The 19676-nt window shown below is 62.6% G+C and carries 22 protein-coding genes; 15 read left to right on the top strand and 7 right to left on the bottom strand.

Translation table 11 applies throughout. The features are described 5' to 3' along the window. The first annotated feature begins 187 nt into the window (after positions 1–187). From AO692_RS16020 to AO692_RS16010, 3 genes are read left to right on the top strand one after another with little or no spacing between them, the layout of a single operon-like run. The gene (locus tag AO692_RS16020) at positions 188–1492 is read left to right on the top strand and encodes a pitrilysin family protein (protein ID WP_054311039.1); all 1305 of its coding nucleotides are present in this window, start codon (positions 188–190) and stop codon (positions 1490–1492) included. Between the two features lie 3 nt (positions 1493–1495). Beyond that, on the top strand, positions 1496–2851 hold the full coding sequence (locus AO692_RS16015) for a pitrilysin family protein (protein ID WP_054311038.1): 1356 nt from the start codon (positions 1496–1498) through the stop codon (positions 2849–2851). Continuing rightward, the gene (locus AO692_RS16010; RefSeq protein WP_054311037.1) at positions 2848–3687 is read left to right on the top strand and encodes a patatin-like phospholipase family protein; all 840 of its coding nucleotides are present in this window, start codon (positions 2848–2850) and stop codon (positions 3685–3687) included. Before AO692_RS16015 ends, AO692_RS16010 begins: the two co-directional genes overlap by 4 nt. A 23-nt stretch (positions 3688–3710) precedes the next feature. Here AO692_RS16010 and AO692_RS16005 read toward each other — a convergent pair whose 3' ends face one another. The 3 genes from AO692_RS16005 to AO692_RS15995 form a co-directional block, all read right to left on the bottom strand. Then, positions 3711–4127, bottom strand: a complete 417-nt coding sequence (locus AO692_RS16005) for a VOC family protein (RefSeq protein ID WP_054311036.1) — start codon at positions 4125–4127, stop codon at positions 3711–3713. 107 nt (positions 4128–4234) lie between these two features. Next, positions 4235–4600, bottom strand: coding sequence for a hypothetical protein (locus tag AO692_RS16000; RefSeq protein WP_054311035.1), 366 nt, complete (start codon positions 4598–4600; stop codon positions 4235–4237). Further along, on the bottom strand, positions 4601–5482 hold the full coding sequence (locus tag AO692_RS15995) for an NAD(P)-binding domain-containing protein (RefSeq protein ID WP_054311034.1): 882 nt from the start codon (positions 5480–5482) through the stop codon (positions 4601–4603). It lies immediately after the preceding gene. 124 nt (positions 5483–5606) lie between these two features. Between AO692_RS15995 and AO692_RS15990 the strand changes: the two genes are divergently transcribed. The 7 genes from AO692_RS15990 to lpxK all read left to right on the top strand — a co-directional run bounded on the left by AO692_RS15990 (position 5607) and on the right by lpxK (position 11636). Beyond that, entirely contained in the window at positions 5607–5927 is a 321-nt protein-coding gene (locus AO692_RS15990; RefSeq protein WP_054311033.1) for a helix-turn-helix domain-containing protein, read from the top strand. A 117-nt stretch (positions 5928–6044) separates the two neighbouring features. Continuing rightward, positions 6045–7388, top strand: coding sequence for a TldD/PmbA family protein (locus AO692_RS15985; protein ID WP_054311032.1), 1344 nt, complete (start codon positions 6045–6047; stop codon positions 7386–7388). Further along, the gene (locus AO692_RS15980) at positions 7375–8181 is read left to right on the top strand and encodes a 3'(2'),5'-bisphosphate nucleotidase CysQ (protein ID WP_054311031.1); all 807 of its coding nucleotides are present in this window, start codon (positions 7375–7377) and stop codon (positions 8179–8181) included. Before AO692_RS15985 ends, AO692_RS15980 begins: the two co-directional genes overlap by 14 nt. A gap of 74 nt (positions 8182–8255) precedes the next feature. Then, positions 8256–8501 (top strand): DUF4170 domain-containing protein, encoded by a 246-nt coding sequence (locus AO692_RS15975; RefSeq protein ID WP_054311030.1) that lies wholly within the window; start codon positions 8256–8258, stop codon positions 8499–8501. Positions 8502–8503: 2 nt separating this feature from the next. After that, positions 8504–9292, top strand: coding sequence for a lysophospholipid acyltransferase family protein (locus AO692_RS15970; RefSeq protein ID WP_054311029.1), 789 nt, complete (start codon positions 8504–8506; stop codon positions 9290–9292). Further along, positions 9289–10605 (top strand): lipid IV(A) 3-deoxy-D-manno-octulosonic acid transferase, encoded by a 1317-nt coding sequence (gene waaA, locus AO692_RS15965; RefSeq protein ID WP_054311028.1) that lies wholly within the window; start codon positions 9289–9291, stop codon positions 10603–10605. Before AO692_RS15970 ends, waaA begins: the two co-directional genes overlap by 4 nt. Before the next feature lie 2 nt (positions 10606–10607). Next, entirely contained in the window at positions 10608–11636 is a 1029-nt protein-coding gene (lpxK, locus tag AO692_RS15960) for a tetraacyldisaccharide 4'-kinase (protein WP_054311027.1), read from the top strand. A 42-nt stretch (positions 11637–11678) separates the two neighbouring features. On the opposite strand, the gene AO692_RS15955 is transcribed toward lpxK, so the two are convergent. Beyond that, positions 11679–11912: a DUF2093 domain-containing protein gene (locus AO692_RS15955; protein ID WP_054311026.1), complete on the bottom strand. Its 234-nt coding sequence runs from the start codon at positions 11910–11912 to the stop codon at positions 11679–11681. A 143-nt stretch (positions 11913–12055) separates the two neighbouring features. Between AO692_RS15955 and AO692_RS15950 the strand changes: the two genes are divergently transcribed. Then, on the top strand, positions 12056–12658 hold the full coding sequence (locus tag AO692_RS15950; protein ID WP_054311025.1) for a hypothetical protein: 603 nt from the start codon (positions 12056–12058) through the stop codon (positions 12656–12658). A 186-nt stretch (positions 12659–12844) separates the two neighbouring features. Here AO692_RS15950 and AO692_RS15945 read toward each other — a convergent pair whose 3' ends face one another. Then, positions 12845–13771: a LysR substrate-binding domain-containing protein gene (locus AO692_RS15945; RefSeq protein WP_054311024.1), complete on the bottom strand. Its 927-nt coding sequence runs from the start codon at positions 13769–13771 to the stop codon at positions 12845–12847. A gap of 92 nt (positions 13772–13863) precedes the next feature. Between AO692_RS15945 and AO692_RS15940 the strand changes: the two genes are divergently transcribed. Further along, positions 13864–14757: a DMT family transporter gene (locus AO692_RS15940; RefSeq protein WP_054311023.1), complete on the top strand. Its 894-nt coding sequence runs from the start codon at positions 13864–13866 to the stop codon at positions 14755–14757. Positions 14758–14772: 15 nt separating this feature from the next. Here AO692_RS15940 and mutL read toward each other — a convergent pair whose 3' ends face one another. Together mutL and AO692_RS15930 are read right to left on the bottom strand one after the other, a co-directional pair. Then, a complete protein-coding gene (gene mutL, locus AO692_RS15935; protein WP_054311224.1) occupies positions 14773–16617 on the bottom strand; it encodes a DNA mismatch repair endonuclease MutL in 1845 nt (614 codons plus the stop codon). Positions 16618–16734: 117 nt separating this feature from the next. Continuing rightward, positions 16735–17673, bottom strand: a complete 939-nt coding sequence (locus tag AO692_RS15930) for a metallophosphoesterase (protein WP_054311223.1) — start codon at positions 17671–17673, stop codon at positions 16735–16737. Positions 17674–17850: 177 nt separating this feature from the next. Here AO692_RS15930 and AO692_RS15925 point away from each other — a divergent pair, with 177 nt between their 5' ends. The 3 genes from AO692_RS15925 to AO692_RS15915 all read left to right on the top strand — a co-directional run bounded on the left by AO692_RS15925 (position 17851) and on the right by AO692_RS15915 (position 19676). Then, positions 17851–18327 (top strand): DUF3828 domain-containing protein, encoded by a 477-nt coding sequence (locus tag AO692_RS15925; protein WP_054311022.1) that lies wholly within the window; start codon positions 17851–17853, stop codon positions 18325–18327. 25 nt (positions 18328–18352) lie between these two features. Continuing rightward, positions 18353–18880 carry a hypothetical protein gene (locus AO692_RS15920; RefSeq protein ID WP_244483372.1) on the top strand — a complete coding sequence of 176 codons (528 nt, stop codon included), beginning with the start codon at positions 18353–18355 and terminating at the stop codon, positions 18878–18880. Positions 18881–18998: 118 nt separating this feature from the next. Next, positions 18999–19676, top strand: coding sequence for a superoxide dismutase (locus tag AO692_RS15915; protein WP_054311021.1), 678 nt, complete (start codon positions 18999–19001; stop codon positions 19674–19676).

The following is a 19676-nucleotide window of genomic DNA, read 5'->3' as shown; positions in this document are numbered from 1 at the left end:
TGATTGCAGCCAAGCGGAGCGGTCGGTGAGAACTCGAAAAGATTGGCCGCGCCGCATTGTGCTTGCGGTATCGTTAGAGCGTTTCCGTTTTTCACGGAAACGCGGAAATGCTCTAGCTTTTTGCTTTGACGCAATTCCAGACGCAAAACCGCTTCGCACTTTTGCTGGAATTGCTCTGAGCGTCTTGATGGCAACGCCGGTGCTGGCCGAGCAGGCACCTCCCGAAAGCACGATCAGCCAGTTCACGCTGGGCAACGGCATGCAGGTGGTGGTCATTCCAGATCATCGTGCGCCGATCGTTACCCATATGGTGTGGTACAAGATCGGCAGTGCCGACGAACCGCCCGGCAAGTCCGGCATCGCGCACTTCTTCGAGCACCTGATGTTCAAGGCGACCAGCAATCATCCAGCCGGTGCTCTCGACCAGGCCGTTGCCGATATCGGCGGCAACGACAACGCCTTCACTTCCTACGATTTCACCGCTTTCCACGAGACCGTGCCGCCCTCGGCACTCGGCCAGATGATGGGTTTCGAGGCGGATCGCATGCGCAACCTCGTGCTGAGCGACGAGGCCGTGACCACCGAGCGCGACGTCATCATGGAAGAGCGCCGCTCTCGCATCGACAACGACCCGCAGGCGCAGCTCGATGAGGCGGTGAACGCAACGCTTTACATGAACCAGCCTTACCGCATCCCGGTCATCGGCTGGATGCAGGAAATAGAACAGCTCAACCGGGTCGACGCAAAGGCGTTCTATGATCGCTACTACGCGCCGAACAACGCCGTACTGGTCGTCGCCGGCGATGTCGAGCCTGAGGCGGTGCGCAAACTGGCGGAGGAGAATTATGGCAAGGTGCCACGCGGACCGGATCTGCCGCCTCGCATCCGCCCCAAGGAACCGGAAAAAACGACGGCACGTTCGGTGACGCTCGCCGATGCGCGCGTCAGCGTGCCGAATTTTTCCATGCAATGGGTCGTGCCGTCCTACAACACCGCCAAGCCAGGGGAAGCGGAAGCGCTCGACCTGCTGGGTGAAATCCTCGGCGGTGGCTCGCGCAGCCGCCTCTATCAGCAGCTCGTCGTCAAGCAGGGGGTCGCGGCTAGCGTCGGCGCGGGTTTCCAGGGCAGGGCGCTGGACGACACGGTTTTTGCCGCTTATGCGACGCCGCGCGGCACCGCCAAGCTTGCGGATGTCGAGAAAGCCGTTGGCGTGGAAATCGAAAAGATCGCGCGCGACGGTGTCAGCGTCGACGAGCTGGAACGAGCCAAGAACCGCTACATCCGCGCGATGATCTTTGCCCGCGACCGCCAGGATTCAATGGCCAATATCTATGGCAACGTGCTGACCACCGGCGGCACGATCAAGGATGTCGAAGAATGGCCGGAGCGGATCCGCAAGGTGGACGCCGACGAGGTCAAGGCGGCTGCACAACGCTATCTGCTCCTCGACAAGGTGGTGACGGGCTATCTCTTGCCCAAGGCGGAGAACTGAGCGATGCCGGTATCGAATCTTGCGTATGCCCGCGCGATCAGTCCGACTGTCAGGCTGCTGCTTTGCCTGATCTTCCTCGTTCTGCCGGCATTCGCCGCTTCGGCTGCCATGAATATCCAGGAGGTGAAGTCCGACAAAGGCATCACCGCCTGGCTGGTGGAAGACTACACCGTGCCGATCGTGACAATGCGTTTCGTCTTCGACGGCGGCGCCAGCCAGGACCCCGCCGGCAAGGAAGGCACGGCCAATCTGATGGCCGGCCTGTTCGACGAAGGGGCTGGCGATCTCGACAGCGATGCCTTCCAGATCAAGCTCGACGATGTCGGCGCCGAGATGAGCTTCGAAGAGACCCGTGACGGCTTTTACGGAACGATGCGCATGCTGGCAGAGAAGCGCGACGATGCGCTTGGCCTGCTCAAAATGGCGATCGAGGAGCCGCGTTTCGACCCCGCGCCGGTGGAGCGCATCCGGGCGCAGATCATTTCCGGCATCGAGGCCAATGCGCGCAACCCCGAAACCATCGCCCAGGCGAAATGGCGCAAGGTACTCTACGGCAACCATCCCTATGCCAATCCGGAAAACGGCACCAAGGAGAGCGTGGCGGCGATCGGTCAGGACGATTTGCGCGCTTTCCATAAGGCGATGTTCGGTCGCGATGGCCTGCATGTTGCGGTTGTCGGCGCGATCGATGCCGAAACGCTGAAGCGCAAGCTCGACGAAATTTTCGGCGGTCTGCCGGAAAAGCGGCAATTGCGACCTCTTGCCGATGTCGATCTCAAGCTTGGACAGACCATCGAGGTGAATTACGACCAGCCGCAAACCTCGCTGCAGTGGGCATTCCCGGGTGTCGCGCGCGACGCGCCGGATTTCTATGCCGCCGCTCTGCTCAACGAGATACTGGGTGGTCAGGCCTACACGTCCCGTCTCTATCAGGAAGTGCGCGAGAAGCGCGGGCTTGCCTACGGCGTCTCCTCGTCGCTGGTCGACCGCCGCTATTCGACGCTGTTGACCGTCGGTACGGCGACGCGCTCGGACCGCGCTGCCGAAACTTTGAAGATCGTACGCGACGTGGTGCAGCGCCTGGCGAGCGAAGGACCGACCGACCAGGAACTGGCGGCGGTGAAGAAGAACCTCATAGGCGCCTACGCCATCAACAATCTGGATTCGTCGAGTTCCATCGCCAACACGCTGGTGGAACTGCAACTCGATAAACTCGGCATTGACTACATCCAGCGCCGTGCTGCCTATATCAACGGCGTGACGCTCGACGAGGTGAAGGCCGTGGCCAAGAAATTGCTGACAGTCGATCCGGCGATCCTGGTGGTGGGGCCTGCGCTCACCACGGGTGGCAAGGGGTGAGCCCCTCCTTCTCCGTCGCCTTCGGCGGTGGCGGCGCGCGCGGCCTTGCGCATATCCATGTCATCGAAGCGCTGGACGAACTCGGCATCAAGCCAGTCGCGATAGCCGGTTCCTCCATCGGTGCGCTGATGGGGGCAGGCGTTGCCTCAGGCATGAGCGGTCGCGAAATCCATGACTATGCACGCTCCATCCTCGGTACACGGGCACAGGTGGCGAGCCGTATGTGGCGCGCGCGTCCTGGCACCTTCGCCGAGGCGATGGAAGGCGGCCTGCGGGTCGGCCAATTCAACATCGAGCGCATCCTCAAGGCCTTTCTGCCGGAAATCGTGCCGGCTCGCTTCGAGGAATTGAAAATTCCACTCAAGGTGACGGCGACCGACTATTTCGGTCATAAGCTCGCGGTGTTCGACAGCGGCGATCTGCATTCGGCGCTGGCGGCATCAGCGGCGATCCCGGCGGTGTTCCGGCCGGTTATGCGCGACGGTCGTATGCTGATCGACGGCGGTATCTACAATCCCGTGCCGTTCGACCTGGTCGAGGGATCCGCTGACATCACCATTGCAATCGATGTCGTCGGTGGCCCGGAAGAGGGCAGCAAGCGGCCGACGTCGATCGACCTTATGTTCGGCGCGACCCAGTTGCTGATGCAGTCGATCATCGCCAACAAGCTGACGCAGTGTCGCCCCGACATCCTGATCCGCCCGCCGGTGTCGCGCTTCCGCGTGCTCGATTTCATGAAGATCGACGCGGTGATGGCCGAAACCGCCGCGGTGAAGGAAGAGGTCAAGCGTGCTGTTGAGGCCGCGCTGGAAGCGCGGCGCGAACCACAGGTATAGCTTCTCGGCTGTTCGCCCGACCGTCAGTGCGCGAATATCTGTTCCAGTGAACGGAAACCTTTGAATTCCAGCGCGTTACCGGAGGGGTCGCGTATGAAAAGCGTGGCCTGTTCGCCTGGCTGACCCTTGAAACGCACCATCGGCCGTTCCAGCCAATCAATATCGTCGCGGGCTACGAGGCGGGCAGCGAGCTTTTCCCACTCGTCCATCAAGAGCACGGCACCGAAATGCGGGATCGGCACAGCGAAGCCATCGACTGCACCGTCGCGCTGCGCCGTAGCTGCATCCGGACGCAGATGCGCGGACATCTGGTGGCCGTAGAGATCGAAATCGACCCAGGTATCGGACGAGCGCCCGATGCTGCAGCCGAGAATTTCGCCATAGAAAGCGCGTGTCTCGTTCAGGTCGCGGACGGGAAAGGCGAGGTGGAAGGGTGTCATGGTTCGAACCTTTCGCGTCTGAGCCATAGGGATATCGGAACACAACCACATGCGAGAGCCCGCCGCAAACATCATCCTCGCACATCCGATCGAGATGAAGCCGGGGGTTACGCTACCGCCAACGGTCCGAAAAAGCCGATGACGCGGGTTATGCGCGCCTGACCAGCATCGATGAAGGCGATGTCGAGGCCTTCTGGAAAGGACGATCCATCCGGCAGTGCGAACTTCCAGGCGAAGCGCGCAATGTTGTGGTGAATGTCCACATCGCTTGTTCGGGAGATGCGGGCGCCCGGATATCTCGCCTGGATTCCTGCGATGTGCGCCAGCAGGTCGTTCGCGCCGTCGGCATGAACAGTCGGATCGGTGTAGGTCGCGCCTTCGCCCCACACCGACAGCAGCAGCGTCCGCCGCCGTTCGGCATCCCGGTCGGACCAGGATGCGCAATATGTGTCGATGAGATGCGTCAACGACATCTATCCGGCCTTTCCCATAAATTGCGACAGCGCCGCGAAATCGTCATGCAGGTGACCGGCAGCGATCGCCCGCCGGAAGATGGCATCATAACCATCAACCACCGTGCGGTCGATCTTGCGCACCTCCATCAACTCCACCAGATGCTGGAAAGCACTGTAGTGCGGTGAGAGCGACGAAAGCGTCTCGTCGTCTGCCGCCAACCGTCCCGCCGCCGTGCGCTTGATCAGGTCTGCGACCAACCCCTGGACCACCGGTGCGGTTGCTGTCCACTGCCTTGCCAGTTCGCCGAGATCGATCCTTTCGGCCCGGCACACCGCGATGGATTGCAACGCGCCGAACAGTGCTCCCCACATCAGGGCGAGCAAGGCGCTGTCCAGTGCGTTCGCCAACCCGAGGTCCTCGCCGACATGCTGGACATTGCCGCCCAATGCCCGAAACATGTCCTTGTTCCGATCGAAGGCCTGTCGCGGTCCCGAGACCAGGATGGTGCCGTGCTCCGTGCCGACGAAGTCCGGCGTGGCCATGATCGCACCGTCGAGATAACTCACACCATGCGCTGCGGCCCACTCACCAGCGTCTCGGGCACCATGCGGCGTACCGGAGGTCAGTTCCACGACCAGCTTGCCGCGAAGAGCCGTGGCGACGTCACCGCGCAGCAGTGCGGCGGTCGCCGGATAGTCGGTTACGTTGACGATGATGATTTCGGCCGCTTCGACTGCCTCTCGCACCGACGTTGCAACAACGGCGCCGGCGGCGGCCAGCGGCGTGGCTTTTTCCAAGGTTCGGTTCCAGACCACGGGGCGGTGTCCTGCCTTCAAGAGTGCGTGGACGAGCGCCGACCCCATGCGTCCGGTTCCCAAAACAGTGATTGCAGGCTTCATTGCGACACTCCATATCGGCTGAACAGGCGGCTTTCTTGCCGTTGGCCGAGAGCTATGAGGTGGAAGCGGTGAGGCCAATACGCACGGAAGCGTAAGTGGTTACCTGCCAGTAAGGAGAACGGGGATGGACAAGCCTCCGGACAATGGCTTTCTGATCGCGATGAAAATGGTCGCGGGCAAATGGAAGATCGATATCCTGTGTGCGCTTTCTGCCGCGCCGCGCAGGTTCGGCCGGCTGCGGCACTCGATCCCGGACATCAGCGAAAAGATGCTGGCGCAGCAACTACGCGAAATGGAGGCCGATGGGCTCGTGAAAAGACAGGCCTATCCGGGATTGCCGGCCAAGGTCGTCTATTCGCTGACGGAAAGCGGAGCTGCACTTTGTGCCGGCGCGGATGGGCTGTGCCGATGGAGTGAACAATTCGTGAGCCCCGCACAGGCATAGCGACCTGTCCTGAACTGCGGCGGATTGGCTTTCGGCATTGCGCAGACCGGGCGGGGACAATAGATGGAGCTGCGGCGCAGGCGCATGGACGCTGCCGCAAAACAGTAGGAAAGCAGCATGGCCGATACGCTCGACACCTCGAAATTGACCGATCGCGTCGCCGCGCTTGTCGACGCCGCCAGGAAGGCCGGCGCCGATGCCGCCGATGCCGTGGTGGTGCTCGGCCGCTCGACCAGCGTTTCGGTTCGGCTCGGCAAAGTGGAAAACACCAACGCGTCTGAAAGCGAAGACGTGTCGCTGCGCGTTTTCGTTGGCAATCGCGTCGCCTCCGTTTCGGCAACCGCGGCCTCGGATCCGAAGCCGCTTGCCGAAAGGGCAGTGGCAATGGCCAAGGTGTCACCGGAAGATCCCTATCAAGGTCTCGCGGATCCATCGCTGCTTGCGAATGGCGCGAACGATCTCGATCTCTTCGACAAGACGGAAATCGCCGCCGACCGGCTGCGCGAGGACGCGCTTGCCGCCGAAGAGGCAGCCCTTGCGGTCAAGGGCGTGACCAATTCGGGCGGTAGCGCCGCCGGCGCGGGCATGGGCGGTCTGGTGCTTGCCACCTCGCACGGCTTCCTTGGCCAATATGCCGCCACGCGTTTCTCTCGCTCTGCCAGCGTGATCGCGGGCGAGGGCACCGGCATGGAGCGAGATTACGATTATTCGTCGCGCCTGCATTTCGCCGACCTCGACGATCCCGAAGCGATCGGCCGCAGCGCCGGCGAGCGGGCGGTGAAGCGCATCGGCGCGCGCAAGGTGCCGACCGGTACGATCACCGTCGTGTTCGATCCACGCGTGGCGCGTGGCATTGCCGGCCATCTGGCGGGTGCCATCAACGGCGCTTCGGTGGCGCGCAAGACCTCTTTCCTGCGCGACATGATGGGTAAGCAGGTGGCTTCTGCCGCGATCACCGTGACCGACGAGCCGCTGCGCAGGCGTGGCCAGGCGTCGCGGCCCTTCGATGGTGAAGGCGTCGGCGGCGAGAAGCTTTTGATGGTCGAGAAAGGTGTCTTGAACCACTGGTTCCTGTCGACATCGGCCGCGCGTGAACTCGGGCTGATCACCAATGGCCGTGGCGCACGAAGCGGCTCGCAGGTGTCGCCGTCCTCCACCAACGTCGCCATCGAGCCTGGCGAGCGCTCGCCAGAAGAGCTGATCGGCGCATTGAAGACCGGCTTTTACGTCACCGAAGTGTTTGGGCAAGGCGTCAACATGGTGACTGGCGAATACAGCCGTGGCGCCTCAGGATTCTGGATTGAGAACGGCGAACTCACCTATCCCGTGTCGGAAGTGACGATCGCCTCGAACCTCAAGACGATGTTCCTTGGCCTGGTGCCGGCCAACGATCTCGACCGCGAATATGGCACCGCCGCGCCGACGCTGCTCATCGAAGGAATGACCCTTGCCGGAAGTTGACGCAGCCGGCCTCACCAGCGCCGATGAAGACCTTGCCTTGCTGCGCGACGCCGCGCGCGAGGCTGGCGCGATCGCGCTGCGCTATTTCGGCAAGAACCCGGAAGTGTGGATGAAGGGCGGGACCTCTCCGGTAAGCGAAGCCGACTATGCCGCCGACACCTATCTGCGCAACACGCTGCTGGCGGCCCGGCCTGATTATGGCTGGCTGTCGGAGGAAACCGCTGACGGCCCGGAGCGTCTGAAGGCGCGCCGTATCTTCGTCGTCGATCCCATCGATGGCACGCGCGGTTTTCTCGACGGTCAGAAATTCTGGTGTGTCAGTGTGGCCGTGGTCGAAGACGGCAAGTCGATCGCCGGCGTGCTCGAATGCCCCGCGGCTGATGAGACCTACTGGGCGACGCCCGACACAGGCGCCTTCCTCAATGGCCAGCGGGTCAAGGTCCGCGACATTCCGGCCGTTGCTGAGCTGGCTGGCCCGAAAGCCCTGCAGGATCTTGTGCCGCAGGCCTGGCAGGGGCGGTTGAAGCGCACCGCCTACATCCCTTCCTTGGCTTACAGGCTGGCGATGATCGCCAAAGGCAGCCTCGACGCCACCTTCGTCAAGCCCAATGCGCATGACTGGGACATCGCCGCCGCCGAGCTCATCCTGCGCGAAGCCGGCGGGCGGCTGGTCGACAGCCAGGGTTCCACGCCTGCCTTCGGCAAGGAAAAGGTCAGCCATGGTGCGCTGGCCGCCGGAAGTGGTGAAATGCTTGCCATGATGGCAAGCGTGATTTCCGGCCACGCCGGCTGAGGCGTTTCATAGGTTTCAAAATTAGCGGCTTTGGTCTAGACCAAGCACCAAATCACATGATGTGAAGGACGGACATGACCGGGGAAGACGGAAAGAAACAGCTCCTGCACCTGGTGTTCGGTGGTGAACTGACGTCACTTGGCGGCAGCGAGTTCCGCGATCTCGATGCACTCGACATCGTCGGCATCTATCCCGACTACCAGTCGGCGCTGAACGCCTGGAAATCCAAGGCGCAGGCCAGCGTCGACAACGCGCATATGCGCTATTTCGTCGTGCATCTGCATCGCCTGCTCGACCCGCAGGGTCAGGCCAGCGCGTGACGATGGAAGAGCACGTGGCGAAACCGCAGGCTGATCGGCCCGCGGCCGAAAGGAAGCGCTCCAACAGCGCGCTGAAGCCGCTGTGGAAGAAGGTGCGCGAGCCGCTCGCGCAATCGCGTTTCGTCAAGAGCCTGATCGTCAGCCTGTTCACGCTGACCATGCGCTTTATCCGGCTCACCAATCCGCGCCTCGCCCAGTCCGCCAAATTCAGCGACAAGGAATATGAAGGCATCGAGCCTGGCATCATCGCGCTGTGGCATGGCCAGCATATCCTGATGCCGGCCTTCTACCCCTCGAAGCGCGGGCTGGTTGCCATGGTGTCGCGCAGTGCCGACGCCGAGATCAACGCACAGGTGATCGAGCGCTTCGGTATCGAGACCGTGCGCGGTTCCGGCGGCCGGGCGGATGCCCGCCATATCGACAAGGGTGGCGCCAAGGCACTGATCGCACTGAAGAAATCCCTGATGGCCGGCAAGAATGTCTGCATGATAGCCGACATTCCGCATGGCACGCCACGCGATGCCGGCCTCGGTGTCATCCTGCTTGCCAAGCTGTCGGGCCGTCCGATCATTCCGGCAGCCCTTGCCACCAGCCGCCGCAAGGTGCTGGAGAAGAGCTGGGACAAGACAACCATCAACCTGCCGTTTGGCCGTTCGGCGGTCGCGGCCGGCGAGCCGATCTTCGTGGCGAACAACGCCGACGAGGCCGAGATGGAGCGCAAGCGCGTCGAACTCACGGACGCGCTCAATGCCGTTACGACGAAAGCCTATCATCTGGTGGATACGCGATGAGCGAGCGGTGGGCCCGCATGATGCTGTCGCTCTACCGCGCCGCCGGCTCGGCCGCCTATCCGCTCGCCGGCCCCTATGTCGCGTGGCGGGCTTCCAAGGGGAAGGAAGACCGTACTCGCAGCCGCGAACGCTACGGCGTCGCCAGCCGGTCCAGGCCCGATGGGCCGCTGATCTGGGTGCATGCAGCAAGTGTTGGCGAAACCAATGCGGTGGTGCCGCTGGTCCGATCGATCCTCGACTACGGCGTTACGGTGGTGCTGACCACCGGAACCGTCACTTCAGCCAAGCTGGTCGCGGAACGGCTGGGCGAGCGTGTCATTCATCAGTATGTGCCACTGGATCTGAGACCGGCGGTGAGCCGCTTCCTCAACCACTGGTACCCGGATCTTGTCATCATCGCCGAGTCCGAGATCTGGCCGAACACCATCCTGGAACTCGGTGCGCGCAGCGTGCCGCAAGTGCTGGTCAACGGGCGCCTGTCCGATCGTTCCTTCGCTTCGTGGAAGAAGCGTTCCAACATCGCCGAGGCTTTGTTCGAGAACCTCGCCCATGTTGTCGCTCAATCGGAAGTCGATGGCGAGCGTTTCCGGGCGCTCGGCGCGCGGCCGGTGACGGTTTCCGGCAACCTCAAGGTGGATACGCCGCCACCGCCAGTGGACGAAGGCGAGCTTACCCTGCTCAGCCGTCAGATCGATGGGCGCCCGACCTGGGCTGCCATCTCGACCCATGACGGCGAGGAGGTGATCGCCGCCGAAGTGCACAAGACGCTGGCGTCGCGCCATCCCGGCCTGCTCAGCATCATCGTGCCGCGCCATCCCGAGCGTGCGGGAGACCTTGTCGAGACGCTTGCCGGCATGGGGCTTACGGTCGCACGGCGCAGCCTCGACGACCAGATCACGCCCGATGTCGACATCCTGCTCGGCGATACGATCGGTGAAATGGGGCTTTATCTCAGGCTCACCGAGATCGCCTTTGTCGGTCGTTCCCTGACCTCGGAGGGCGGGCAGAATCCGCTGGAGCCGGCCATGCTCGACACAGCGGTGCTCGCCGGCCGCAACGTGCAGAATTTCCGCGATTCCTATCAAAAGCTGTTGGATGCCGGCGCCGCCAAGTTGGTGCGTGATCGACCGATGCTGGCCGGCGCTGTCAATTTCCTGCTCACCAATGAAACCGCACGCCGCGAGATGATGGCGGCAGGCGCGGCGACCGTCGAGCAGATGCGCGGCGCGTTGGCTACCACGCAGAGGGCGCTGGAGCCCTATATCCAGCCGCTTGTCGTCAAGGCCCGCCTCAAGGTGGCGGGAGGCCGCTGAGCATGGCGAGCGAAGCGCCGCCGTTCTGGTGGGAAAAACCGGATTGGCGCGCCCGTGCACTGTCGCCATTGTCCTGGATCTACGGCGCGATCGCTGGTCGCCGCATGCGCTCCGCGAAACGCGAAAAGATCGACGTACCAGTGCTTTGCGTTGGAAATTTCACGGTTGGCGGTTCCGGCAAGACTCCAGTCGCCATCGCGTTGGCAGGGCATGCGCGGCAGCAAGGGTTGAAACCCGGATTCCTGTCGCGTGGTCACGGCGGCTCTTTTGCCGAGCCGCATATCGTCGATCCGCACAACGATGCGGCCAAACATGTCGGTGACGAGCCGCTGCTTCTGGCTGAACACGCGCCGGTGGCGGTATCGCCGAACCGCGCCGCTGGTGCGCGCATGCTGATCGAAAAAGAGGGCTGCGACTTCCTCATCATGGACGACGGCTTCCAGAGCGCGCGCGTTCACATCGATTTCGCGCTGGTCGTGGTGGATGCCCGTTATGGGCTGGGCAACGGTCGTGTCATTCCAGGTGGGCCGCTCAGGGCACCGGTTCTGACCCAGCTTCTTTACGCGAATGCGCTGCTCAGGATGGGCGAGGGCACCGCTGCCGACGCTGTCGTGCGGCAGGCTGCACGTGCCGGCAAGCCGATCTTTGCCGCACGCGCCCGGCCGCGCGACGCCAAGGCACTTGCCGGCAAACGGCTGCTGGCCTTCGCGGGCATCGGCCATCCGGAAAAATTCTACGACACGGTGGCGGAGGCCGGCGGCAAAGTGGCACTCAGCCGTTCATTCCCAGATCATCACGTCTATGCCGAGGACGAACTGGCGGAACTGCTCTCCACCGCCAAGGCGGCGGATCTCGGCCTCGTCACCACTGCCAAGGATGCCGCACGCCTGCGTCACGGCACGACCCCGCCCGGATTCCTTGAAAAACTCAGCGTGCTCGAAATCGAGACGGTATTCGAGCCCGACCACACGCCGCAGCGTATTGTCGATGAGACGCTCGAAGCATGGCGAAGACGGCGGATCGGCGGGTAAGCACGGCTCCTCTTCTTCTTCCCGCAAGGGAATCGCCATTGGTCACTTACGCTTGCGTAAATCCGGATTGGCTTCGATTTCGCGCTGCAGGGAGGCGGCGGCGCTGACATAGGGCTCCTGCCTGGCGACGCTCCAGTATTTCAACTCGTCCAGGGCGATGCTCTCGCCGGTTACGGCGCAGCGCACGAAGGCGCCCGGGCTGGTGACCTGGAAATCGCCATCGAGATAGCGGATGCGGGCTTCCCGGCCACCGGGGCCTTCGAAACGGTTCATCATCGCGACAGACCTGTGTTCATATGGTCTTGTTGAGTTCGTGACCTTCGGCGTTTCCGCCATAAAACGCGGACAAGGTCAAGCGTGGGGCCAGCTTCGCACAACTCTGACGGCTTATTGTGGAGCAAAACGCCTGTCGGATCGCCATGGTCACTGCCATCTCCCGTCTTGCTTCGCTGCTCAAGCAGGCAACCGCCGGCGATGTGCCGTTGCAGACGGCGCGGTCCGATCCAGCCAAGGCGGCCTTGATCAGGACATTGGCGACGCCACGCCCGCCACTCGGCGCCGAGCCGATGGCGTCGCTGGCGCCGCCGCTCGTCGTGCCGGCTGGAAATGCAGCAGCGCAGAAGGAAGCTTCGTCGCGGATCATCGAAGCCTACCGAGCAGCGTTCGAACTGCAGGAAACCGAAACGTCGTCGATCGGCTCGCGCCCGTCGTTGGCGAGAGGCGCTGACGCGGAAACCGGCCCCCAGCCCCTCTCAGGGCAGCCGGTTGCTCGAGACGACGCGGCTTCCAGCATCCGCGCCCAACCCATGCCGGCTTATGCGCTTGCCTTGCCGCTTTCGGCCGCGGCTGGACAGGCGCGGACGGACGAGGTTGCGATCGGAAGGCGGCGCCCCGCGCAAGCGAAAGCAACGCGCGAGAAATCGAAGGAAGTTCCGCTGAAAGCGGTGTTCAGTGGCCGCGCGCTAGGCTTTGGGCTTGCGGCGTTCGCGTTGTTGCTGCTGGTCGTCCTACTGGTGTTTTAGTTTCTAACGAACACGCTTCAACTCATTGTTTTTACGCAATTCCGGACGGAAACCCGTTACACACTTTTCCTGGAATTGCTTTGCAGGCTCAAGTGGTTCGAAGCCGGCCAGGGCTCGGGGTGCCGGGTTGCCACGGGCACAAATCGTTGTGGCGGGCGACGCGCTTGCCAGGAAATTGCAGGGTGGTTAGCGCTCGGCGGCCAGAAAGCTCTGGAAGCGTTCGGACGGCACGCTAGCCGCATCGGCGATACGTCGGGCGAGTTCAGCGGCTGCGGCACGCGGTTTTCCGACCGGGCGATCGAGCCAATAGGACACGGGATTGAGTGCTGTACGCTTGTCGACGGCCACAACGCGTCCTGCCGCGACCTGGCCTTCGGCCAGAGGCGGTCGGGCAAGCGCAATGCCGAGCCCATAGGCGGCGGCATCCAGCACAAGATTATAATCCTCGAAACGGCGATCCTGCGGGCGGGGACGGTAGTCGACGCCTTGTTCGCCGAACCAGGCGCGCCAGCCGGCGGCGTCGGAATCGTGGATCAGCGGGTACTTCAGGAGCCGCGCGGCGTCGCCGGTATCAATCTCCTTCGCCAGTTCCGGTGAGGCGATCGGGAACATGTGTTCCTCGAACAATTGCATGGCGATGCGCTCGGGTATGCGCCCACGCCCGCAGCGGATGGAAAGGTCAATGCCTTCGTCGGCGAGGTCGATCTGGCGGTTGTCGACATCGAGCACGATCCTGATCTTCGGATCACCGCTTTCCAGTTGCGCCATGCGCGGCATCAGCCAGAGTCCGCTGATGGAAGGAATGGTCGCCAGTCGCACCACCGCGGAGCCTCTAGGTTCGACCCAGCGGTCGGAATTGGAGGCGATCAGCGCAAAGGCCTCGCTGGTGCGCAGATGCAGCCTATTGCCTTCGATGGTCAACGAGACGCCACGCGCGCCGCGCTCGAACAACTTCAGACCGAACCAGTCTTCCAGCCGCGCAATCTGGCGGCTGACCGCGCCATGGGTGACGTTGAGCTTCTCCGCAGCGGCTGAAAAGCTGCCTGTCTTGGCCGCTGCGTCGAAGGCGCGCAGGGTTTCGAGTGGAGGCAGTACATCCAAGCTGTGATCCATACTCACAGCTCATCCTCGATTTCGTCGTTTGTCAACGGCACCGGAAAAGCGTTTTCTGCGACCGCGACCAACAGTTGGCGTGGAGAAAGACGATGAGTGCACCAATGAGCATGGCGAATTCGGAACAACGGACAGATGTCACCGCAATGCTGGCCGTGGCACTCACCGTGGTCGGTTGGGCATCTGCCTTTCCGGCGATCCGCGCCGGTCTCGCTGCGTTCGGACCGCTGGAACTCGGCGCGCTGCGCTTTGCCATTGCCGCCGTGCCCGCCGCGATCTTCCTCGCGATCAAACGTCCGGCATTGCCCAAGCTCAACGAGCTGTGGCGCTTCGGCGTCGGCGGCGCGATTTTTGTCGCGCTTTACACGGCGATGCTGAATATCGGCGAGACCACCGTGTCGGCCGGAGCGGCAGCTTTCATCATCAATGTCAGCCCGATCTTCACGGCCATCATGGCGATGTTCCTGCTCGGCGAGCGATTCCCGGTACTGGCCTGGCTGGGCACGTTCGTCTCTTTCGCCGGCATCGGCGTCATCGCCATGGGTGAGGGCAACGGACTGACGTTCAACACCGGCGCGTTGCTGATCCTGGGCTCGGCGCTGTGTTCCTCTGTCAACACGATCGTGCAGAAGCCACTGTTTTCACGTCATCATCCGCTGACGGTTTCGGCATGGAACATGGTGCTCGGCGCGCTGTGCTTGGCGCCGTTCTTTCCCGAAAGCCTTGTCCAGGCTTCACATGCCGACACGGCAGGCCTCGGCGCGGTCATCTATCTCGGCATCATCCCGAGCTTCATCTCCTACGCCGCCTGGGCGACAGCCCTGTCGCGCCTGCCGGCCGCACGTGCCTCCAACTACCTCTATCTGGTTTCACCGGTGGCGACGGTGATCGGCTTCGCCTGGCTCGGTGAGGTGCCGACGACGCTTGGCATCATCGGCGGCGTGCTGGCACTCGGCGGCGTGATCATCGTCAACATGAAGCGATAGGCTGAAGGGAGGCTTTTATCGCCTGCCGAACAATCGCTCGATGTCGGCCAGCTTCAATTCGATATAGGTCGGGCGGCCGTGGTTACACGTACCGGATCCCGGTGTCGCCTCCATCTGGCGCAGCAGAGCGTTCATTTCGTCGGGCTTGAGCAGGCGGCCCGAGCGCACCGAGCCGTGGCAGGCCATGGTGGCGGCGATGTGATAGAGGCGCTCCGTCAGCGTTTCGGTGGTGTCGTTGTCGGCGATCTCGTCCGCCAGGTCGCGGACAAGCTGCTGGACATCGGTTTCGCCCAGCATTGCTGGTGTTTCGCGCACAGCGATCGCTCCCGGACCGAAACGCTCGACGCCAAGGCCGAAGCGCTTTAGCGTCTCGGCATGCACGGCCAGCCGTTCGGCGTCGTCTTCGGGCAGGTCGACGATTTCCGGCAGAAGCAGCATCTGCGCAGGCACCGGGCGGGAATGCAGCGCATTTTTCAGCGCCTCATAGACCAGCCGCTCATGCGCGGCATGCTGGTCGACGATGACCAGCGAATCCCTGGTTTGCGCGACGATGTAGTTTTCATGCACCTGCGCGCGCGCGGCGCCCAGCGTCGCTCCCAGCAGGGTTTCGGTGGCCTCTACCTGGCTGGCGCGGGCATCGGCACTCACCGCTGGTCCGGTGTCGAAGGCCTGCTGGTCGTGTTCGCGAAAGCCCATATCGAGCGGCCGCTGCAGCGAGCGCATGGCATCGAATCCCACCGGTCCGGAAGTGCGATAAGCCGCTTCGTAGCTGCGATGGCCGTTGGTCGGGCCGCCATGGTCGAAGCTCGTAGCCCCGGGCCTGAAAGCGGCCATCATGCCGGCGGCTCCGGTTGTTGCCGCCCGCACACCGGCGCTCGTCAGCGCCTCGCGGATCGCGCCGACGATCAAGCCGCGCACCAGGCCGGGATCGCGGAAGCGCACGTCTGCCTTGGCCGGATGCACGTTGACATCGACGGTCGCTGGATCGAGCGTCAGGAACAGCGCCACTACGGCGTGCCGATCGCGTGGCAGCACGTCCATATAGGCGCCGCGGATGGCGCCGGCGATCAGCTTGTCACGCACCGGGCGGCCGTTGACATAGGCGTATTGCTGCAGGGCATTGGCGCGCGTGAAAGAGGGGATCGAGACGTGGCCGGTCAGCCGGACACCTTCGCGCATGGCATCCACGGCTATGGAATTGTCCGGAAATTCGGACCCCATCACCTGCGCCAGCCGGCGCAATTGTCCCTCCGGGCTGTCGTCCGTTGCCGGCAGTTCCAGCGTCGAGCGATCCGAACCGGCCAGCGTGAACCGTACAGCAGGGAAGGCAATCGCGATGCGCTTGATGACGTCGCTGGTGGCCGAACTTTCGGCGCGTTCGCCTTTCATGAATTTCAGCCGGGCGGGCGTTGCGAAGAACAGGTCGCGCACCTCCACCGTCGTGCCGCGGTTGGCAGCCGCCGGCCGTACGGGCGCCACGCGTCCGCCCTCGATGCTGATTTCGGCAGCGCTGTCGCCTTGTGCGGTGCGTGAGCGGATAGACAGCCGCGCTACGGAACCGATCGAGGGCAAAGCCTCGCCGCGAAAGCCGAGCGAGCGGATGTCATTGATGTCGTCGGAAAGTTTCGAGGTGCAGTGGCGCGCCACGGCAAGCGCCAGTTCCGGTTCAGGAATGCCAAATCCGTCATCGGTGACACGGATCAAATTGAGCCCGCCGCCGGCGGTGACGATCTCGACGCGGCCAGCGCCGGCGTCCAGTGCGTTCTCCACCAGTTCCTTGACTACGCTGGCAGGACGCTCGATGACCTCGCCCGCAGCGATCTGGTTGATCATCGTTTCGGAAAGTTGGCGGATGGACATGGCCGGACTATAGCGGGATTCGCCAAGGCGGCGAACAACCGCGCCGGGCCATTTCACGCAAAGACCACAGCGAAATCGGCGGGGATTTCCCGCCGATTCCAGTTTATCCGGCCAAACCTATGCGCTTTGGATTTTCAAGGATCGGTTTTCCTCGCGCCCGAAGCCACGAATCTCGATCCGGTCATCATAGATTTCGACGATCGAGTAGGCGCTGGTTGCAGGTGTGTCGACCATGCCCTTGAAATTGAGGAAGTATTTGCCGTTGAGCTCGCCGAAATTGCCGGCATGGTTGTGGCCGTTGAAACAGGCGACGACATTGCTGGCTCCGGTCAGCAGTTCCACGATTCGTTCCGAATCCCACATGTTGTGTTCATTTTCCGGATAGACCGGATAGTGACCCATGACGATCACCCTCTCGTTCGCCGCCTGCGCCGCCTTGATGGTCTTCTCGAGCCAGGCGAACTGTTCGTCGCTCAGCGAGCCGTTCCAGCTCTGGGCATTGACAGCGCCTTTTGCCTTCAACTCCTCGAGCCGCTTGGCGGCTACCTCACGGCGCGGGTCATCCTTCGGCGGCGCGAACAGGCTGACGTCGTTGCCGTCGAGCACGATGAAGCGGTAGCCACCGCCTGCGAAATCATAATAGGCCTTTTCCATGCCGGCGGTGCGCACGACCGAAGTCAGGTATTCGGCTGCGACGTCATAGTCGTGATTGCCGAGCAGGAAGAAACGCTCATGCTTCAGCTTGTCGTAGAGGGGGAGGATATGCGCGTAGCTTTCCCAATGCCGGTCGATGATGTCGCCCAGCGTCGCGACGAAGCGCAGGTCCTCCTTGTTGAAGGCTTCGATTGCTTCCGACAGCTTCCACAGGCTGTTCGAATAGTAGCGGTTGAGCTTGAGATTGGGCACGACGGGTGCGTATTGCGGATCGGCAACGATGCCGAATTTGAACAATGGCGCCCCGTCGGCTGCTTCCGCTGCGTCGATGGTGAAACCTCCGAACGGTGCGAACATCGCGGCGGTGCCGCCTATCTTGAGGAGGTTGCGTCGGGTGATCATGAAAGCCTCTGTATTGCCAGTTACCGCGGCAGGGTAGGCAGGCTTGGTGACAGCGGCATGAAATCCGGCCTGGTTGCCGGCGGCCAATCGCTGTTCGATTTTCAGGTCGTAAAAAAGCCGAGATGACCGATGCGTGCTATGAAGAGACTACACCTGTCGCGCGGGATTGGGGGAATCATGAAGCTGGGACTGCTGCTCGCACTTTCCGTTTTGACGTATTCAGGCTCCGCTTTGGCCGGACCGGCATCGGACGCGGTGATGTTTTTCTACACGCCGGTCAAATTCGCCGCCGATCCGCAATACCGGAACCGCTTCACCGACCCCGTCATCAAGCTGTTCCAGCTCAACGACGCCGCCATCAAGAAACATCCGGACGAGGTGGCTTGCATCGATTTCGATCCGGCACTGGACGCGCAGGACTATGATGACAAGACCGTCGCCGACAGCCTGAAGCTCACCGAAGCCATTGACGGCGACCACGCGACGGTGACGGCAAGCTTCAGCCTTTTTACTGAAGGTGATGATTCCAAACGTGAAATGCTCTGGGATCTCAGGCAGGTCGACGGTTCCTGGAAGGTCGCCGATATCGCCTCCAAGAGCAACAGCTGGAAACTCAGCGAACTGGGTTGTTCGGGTGGAGAAGAACCGGAATAGGCCAATGGTGTGCAGACGCCGTTTTTTGTCTTTGCTGTTGGCCGGGATTGTCGCAGGCGGCCCGGTTGGCGGTGCGTGCGCGGAAGGACTGCTGGGCGCCAAGGCACCGACCACGCCGACCGCATCTGCAGGTGCGGCTCCAACTGCGTCCAATTTGGCCACGGCTGTCGCTCCGGATTCTCCAACGGCGCAGGTCAGGCCATTCTACGCGGATGGTGCGGATCTGGCTTCAGCCGATCATGAGCGCTTCGTCGATCCGGCAAAGACGGTGCTTGAGAAGAACGAAGCACTTAAAAAATCCGGCCAGGGTGATTGTCTCGACCAGAACATGCCGCTCGACCAGGTTCCATACGACAAGGCTGTGCTCGAAAAGACCTTCAAGTCGCTGGAGGCGATCAATGGTGACGACGCTCGCGTCGTCGTTGCCTTCGTCGAAGGCAGCGAGCCACATCGACTGGAGTGGAAACTGAAGAAGGTCGAAGGTGCCTGGAAAATCACCGACCTTCTGTCGGTCACCGGCGAGTGGGCACTCAGCCAGTACCAGTGCGAGTGACACCAGCACCAGCGACGTGGCCCTGCCATTCAAATCTCGGCCCAATGGCGTTTGTTGCGGGGAACGGGCGCGCGCGCCACGCGTTGGGCAAGCTGATCCCCAACAAGGAGCCGAGACAATGATTGCGACACGCCGTTCCGTCCTTCTGCTTGCCGCTGGCACCGCTGCGGCAACGCTGGCCCGCCCTTCCGTCCTTCGCGCAGCGAAACCGTTCGAGCAGCCGCCGTTGCCTTATGACGAGAGCGCGCTGGCCCCCCAGATATCGGCCCGCACGGTGGGTCTTCATTACGGCAAGCATCACAAGGCCTATTTCGACAAGCTGAACCAGTTGGTGCCCGGAACGCCCTATGCGGACATGACGCTCGAAAAGGTGGTGGTGGCCGCCAAGAAGGACGGCAAGGACAAGATTTTCAATCAGGCAGGCCAGGCCTGGAACCATGTCTTCTACTGGCAGCAGTTCAAGGGCGGTCCGGCCAAACCGGCCGGGGCCTTCGCCGACGCGGTCAAGCGCGACTTCGGTGACGAAAAAGGGCTGTTCAAGGCCATGGCAAAGGAAAGCGACGCCGTGTTCGGCACGGGCTGGGCCTGGCTTGTCGCCGACAACGGCAAGCTGGCCATCAAGGGCTACCAGGATGCCGGCAACCCGTTGCCCGATGGATTGAAACCGCTCGCCGGCATCGATCTATGGGAACATGCCTATTATCTCGACTACGAGAACCGCAAGGCCGAACACATCGAGGCGGTTCTGTCGGAGCGGATCAACTGGCAGGCCGTCGGCGAGCGGATGAATTCGTAA

The sequence above is a fragment of the Mesorhizobium sp. 1M-11 genome, assembly GCF_001303895.1.
GTDB lineage: Bacteria > Pseudomonadota > Alphaproteobacteria > Rhizobiales > Rhizobiaceae > Mesorhizobium.
This window is presented reverse-complemented; position numbering and strand designations above follow the sequence as displayed.

Excerpts from the sequence above, each read along its gene's own strand:
- AO692_RS15990 (WP_054311033.1), top strand. The coding sequence starts at position 5,607 with ATGGACAAGCCTCCGGACAATGGCTTTCTGATCGCGATGAAAATGGTC.
- AO692_RS15955 (WP_054311026.1), bottom strand. The coding sequence starts at position 11,912 with ATGATGAACCGTTTCGAAGGCCCCGGTGGCCGGGAAGCCCGCATCCGC.
- waaA (WP_054311028.1), top strand. The coding sequence starts at position 9,289 with ATGAGCGAGCGGTGGGCCCGCATGATGCTGTCGCTCTACCGCGCCGCC.
- AO692_RS15945 (WP_054311024.1), bottom strand. The coding sequence starts at position 13,771 with ATGGATCACAGCTTGGATGTACTGCCTCCACTCGAAACCCTGCGCGCC.
- mutL (WP_054311224.1), bottom strand. The coding sequence starts at position 16,617 with ATGTCCATCCGCCAACTTTCCGAAACGATGATCAACCAGATCGCTGCG.
- AO692_RS15950 (WP_054311025.1), top strand. The coding sequence starts at position 12,056 with ATGGTCACTGCCATCTCCCGTCTTGCTTCGCTGCTCAAGCAGGCAACC.
- AO692_RS15940 (WP_054311023.1), top strand. The coding sequence starts at position 13,864 with ATGAGTGCACCAATGAGCATGGCGAATTCGGAACAACGGACAGATGTC.
- AO692_RS16015 (WP_054311038.1), top strand. The coding sequence starts at position 1,496 with ATGCCGGTATCGAATCTTGCGTATGCCCGCGCGATCAGTCCGACTGTC.
- AO692_RS16000 (WP_054311035.1), bottom strand. The coding sequence starts at position 4,600 with ATGTCGTTGACGCATCTCATCGACACATATTGCGCATCCTGGTCCGAC.
- AO692_RS16005 (WP_054311036.1), bottom strand. The coding sequence starts at position 4,127 with ATGACACCCTTCCACCTCGCCTTTCCCGTCCGCGACCTGAACGAGACA.
- AO692_RS15995 (WP_054311034.1), bottom strand. The coding sequence starts at position 5,482 with ATGAAGCCTGCAATCACTGTTTTGGGAACCGGACGCATGGGGTCGGCG.
- AO692_RS15975 (WP_054311030.1), top strand. The coding sequence starts at position 8,256 with ATGACCGGGGAAGACGGAAAGAAACAGCTCCTGCACCTGGTGTTCGGT.
- AO692_RS15930 (WP_054311223.1), bottom strand. The coding sequence starts at position 17,673 with ATGATCACCCGACGCAACCTCCTCAAGATAGGCGGCACCGCCGCGATG.
- AO692_RS15985 (WP_054311032.1), top strand. The coding sequence starts at position 6,045 with ATGGCCGATACGCTCGACACCTCGAAATTGACCGATCGCGTCGCCGCG.
- AO692_RS15925 (WP_054311022.1), top strand. The coding sequence starts at position 17,851 with ATGAAGCTGGGACTGCTGCTCGCACTTTCCGTTTTGACGTATTCAGGC.
- AO692_RS16020 (WP_054311039.1), top strand. The coding sequence starts at position 188 with ATGGCAACGCCGGTGCTGGCCGAGCAGGCACCTCCCGAAAGCACGATC.
- AO692_RS15915 (WP_054311021.1), top strand. The coding sequence starts at position 18,999 with ATGATTGCGACACGCCGTTCCGTCCTTCTGCTTGCCGCTGGCACCGCT.
- AO692_RS15970 (WP_054311029.1), top strand. The coding sequence starts at position 8,504 with ATGGAAGAGCACGTGGCGAAACCGCAGGCTGATCGGCCCGCGGCCGAA.
- lpxK (WP_054311027.1), top strand. The coding sequence starts at position 10,608 with ATGGCGAGCGAAGCGCCGCCGTTCTGGTGGGAAAAACCGGATTGGCGC.